Origin of the sequence: Gilliamella sp. HK2, assembly GCF_001690265.1 — a bacterium.
Classification (GTDB): Bacteria; Pseudomonadota; Gammaproteobacteria; order Enterobacterales; family Orbaceae; genus Gilliamella; species Gilliamella apicola_C.
Map to the genome: position 1 here is coordinate 1 of NZ_LZGV01000004.1, position 3,531 is coordinate 3,531.

Annotated in this window: 4 protein-coding genes; all 4 read right to left on the reverse strand. The window is 33.6% G+C overall.

What is annotated here, in order from left to right; translation table 11 throughout:
• Positions 1-111 precede the first annotated feature (111 nt).
• Positions 112-1,116 (reverse strand): hypothetical protein, encoded by a 1,005-nt coding sequence (locus A9G45_RS00095; protein ID WP_141673547.1) that lies wholly within the window; start codon positions 1,114-1,116, stop codon positions 112-114.
• A 12-nt stretch (positions 1,117-1,128) separates the two neighbouring features.
• Positions 1,129-1,287, reverse strand: a complete 159-nt coding sequence (locus tag A9G45_RS14235) for a hypothetical protein (RefSeq protein WP_176701626.1) — start codon at positions 1,285-1,287, stop codon at positions 1,129-1,131.
• Between the two features lie 25 nt (positions 1,288-1,312).
• Positions 1,313-3,235 (reverse strand): M23 family metallopeptidase, encoded by a 1,923-nt coding sequence (locus tag A9G45_RS00100; RefSeq protein ID WP_065572337.1) that lies wholly within the window; start codon positions 3,233-3,235, stop codon positions 1,313-1,315.
• A 23-nt stretch (positions 3,236-3,258) separates the two neighbouring features.
• On the reverse strand, positions 3,259-3,531 hold a 273-nt coding region (locus tag A9G45_RS14240; RefSeq protein WP_176701798.1), incomplete at its 5' end, for a hypothetical protein.

Consider the following 3,531-nt stretch of genomic DNA (forward strand, 5'->3'; position numbering starts at 1 on the left):
GGGCTTATCTATATTTTAATATTAGCGTTTCATTTTAACCATTAATGAGCAATAAACTTAGGAAGCAAGATTGAATTGTTCTTTATAAAAAATAAATTTCTATTCATTTGATTATGGCTCATCACCGACCTCTACGACCGCCTTTTCACAATCTTGTCTTTCTTTTTTAGTACACTTTTTTTGAAAAAACTTTTTATTATCATAAGCAATACAATATTGATCTAAATAATTATATTTTTTAGTGTTTTCATTAAAATAATACATTTTATTTATGGTGATACTTGTTGGATCTATAAATTCATTACCGCAAGTTTTAGTGCTAGTCGCGATTTTTTTTTCTGAATCAAAACGAATGGTATATCCTTCTAAATTAGGATCAATAAATTTATTTTGCAATCCATCATAAATGTAATAGGTTTGTGGGACATTAGCCGCATGTGTTTCGCCATCAGCAAGTAAAAAATCATTTTCATTACCATCAAAATCAAAATCGCCTATTTGAATCGCATTAAAAGCAAAAAAACCATAACCTTTTATATTATTAATTGTCTGTACTAACTTGCCGTTCTTTTTACTATATACGTTAACTCCCGTGATTTTAATATTTTCTTTTTTTTTCTTAGATAATAAAAGTTTAAAATAGAAGTTTTCTGTTAAGTCTCTTTGTAAAAATTCAATATTTTTAAATTCTGTGTTATTGACTAATTTTTTAGAGTCTTTATAGTTTTTTTCATTACCATTATTCCAGATTACGTTATATTCAAAAACTTTTTTCAATTTAAAATCGCCGAATTTAAGTGAAGTTCCAATCAAAAAATCGTCTTCGGATTTTGCCTTATTTTCGCTAAAATCAAAATTTTTAAACGTCAACGAGTCTTCATTATCAGAATAGCTTTTAAAAAAATAGCCATTATTTATTTTATCAGGTAATGCTAAATAGGTTATCTCATATGTTTCATCATCAACATAAAGAATATGAAAATCACTATCGGAGATAGCACTCATATAAAGTTCTACTTTTTTATTACCAATATTTCCTACATATATCCGATAGATAGAATGTGCGAATTGCGGTAGTAATAGAATTATTATTAATAAATATTTTATTCTGTTCATGTATTTCTATCTCTATTTTTGAATATAATACTTCTTACCATTTATTACTGCTTCTGTTTGCTCTTCTATATCTATATGATTTAAATTGACAAAAAAAGCAGGGTTTATCTTATAGCCTAATTTTGCTAGTTCCTTCTTTTCACCTACAGTTTTATTATTATCAATATTCATAGCAATTTCTAAATGTAAATGAGTATTAGGAAGCCCTTTCGCATTTCCTGTGTCGGATGTATAACCGATGATCACCAGCTTTAACTTTGGTACCTTTTTGTATTCCAGATACTTTTAGATCTTCATGTAAATGGCAATATCGAATATAAAAATAATCACTGTTTATATCAAAATCGCTCGCTTGTACAAACTCATTTTTTCCTTTTCCTGAAAACTCCAACGTATAATCGTTTCGAGATGCGCGCAAATCATCACCTTTCACTTTTAAAACGATTACATTACCATAGCTACCTTCACCACGAGCTTTTACAATTTCGCCATCTAAACAAGCAAAACATGGTGTGCCAATTTTTGCAAATAAATCTAAACCAGCATGAGATTTATTACCTTCATTCCTAACAAAACCAAAAGCACCATTCCAAGGAAACTTGGACTTCTTTGAATTAAAGAACGTCCTTTGTGGGTTTTCTAAAGGTTCATGCCAAAGTTTTGTCGTTTCAATATTAAAATAATCCACCATCGCCACGGGATGAATAAACCATGCCTTGCCGTCTGCGGATAGATTGGACAGTTTAGGGGTATTGGCATCAGTGTCTGCGGTTGGGTTTTGAGCTTGTGCCTGTGCCACTTCTTTCCACCACAGTGACGGTTTAATGCGTTGCTCTTTTTCTATTTTCCAATTAGTTTGAATATATTTAAACGCTTCGTCCACCAACTTGAAGACATAATCACGTAGGTAAGGTTGGGTGATGCCGAGCTCGTTTAAGCCTGCTTCAATCATCTCTTTTTTCTGTTGTCTCTCTTCTTCAAACAGTTCATCAACTTCGTTCCATTTGCTTAATGCTTCATCGGCATACCATTCACTTTCATATTTTACCAGTAAATGCCCTATCCGCTCTGCGGCCCAACTTCGGCGTAGCGCTTCCTTTAAATCCCTTTCTGTAAAAGTAGGTGGCGGTAGACCTTTTTTTCGTTGTGTTGAATATATCAGTGTTCCTGTCAAAATTTGGTGTAATGCGTGCATCGCTGGCGTGTAATCTTCTAAATCCAATTTCGCCACTTTATTTTTGCCAATCTTGTTAGATAATTCACCTATCGAGGCTTTTTCTTCTATCGTTTCAAACCCAGGCCAGTGCCATGGGCTACACCGTTTGATATGTGCTTGCGCATTGTCTTTTATATTGACCCAACCGTGTATCATTAGGCTTTGCTTATCCAGTGCTGTCACTTTTACCCATGTTGTGTTGTCTTCATCTATCGCTATCAAGCCGTCATGCGCTAATGCATTGAGCGATAGGGTGCGTGAGCTTAATACCGTATTTTTGTCTTCCTCTGTAGGGATGTTCGCTAATGATAACGGAAAATCATGCCAATAACTTGCGCTTGAATTGAGTTGACCATCTTCTCCTTGAAGGTGTAATACATTATCTAATTCTATCCAGTACAGCTTGTTTTCAAGCATAAAACGAATTGTAAAAAAATCCTCATTATTCGCGGGCTCAGAATAGACGCTCGGTAGCCTCGTATCTTGTTCTTTTCCGCCACTAACTAACTCAACTTTATCGGGGATATCTTCCTCGGTTAATTCAGGATAACGTGAATGGTACATTAGCATTAAATACTTTTTCTCGCTCGCCGTTAAGGTGTACGATTGCGATGCGTCTTTTTTCGCCGGTATTTTTCCATTAATACCATTAACTACCTTGTCAATCTCCGTGCCGAATACTGACTGCGCGTTTGAAGTATAAAAAAATCTTGCGGGAAGATTAAAGGTATAGACCGGCTTGATTTTAATATAGTAGTTTTCGGTATTATCGGTAAAATGAATCCCCACGCCAGGGCTTAAACAACCTGCTGGTTTAGCAGCTTTAACTAATTGGGCTTCTTTTTCAACTAAAATGATTGTCTTTTCACTTTCCAGTAATCCATCTGCTAATGCTCGTTTCATAGCAAATCATTAATACCTTTGTGCTATTGCGTATAAACTAACTCCTCTTTTGTTGGTTGTCTGTAAGCCACAAAATAATCTTTACCTACAATAAATAATGTATTGTTCATATAAATGGCTTGATTGCCATTTAATAAAAATTTAGCTATAGGTAGTTCATCAATATTTTTAAATGTGACATATTCCAATTCGTTACTGATATCAATGTGATATTTTTTAAAATTTTCTACTTGCTGTTGATATAATGCCTCATTATCAAAAAATTGTTTTGAATTAGTCTTACCAAAGTTTACCGG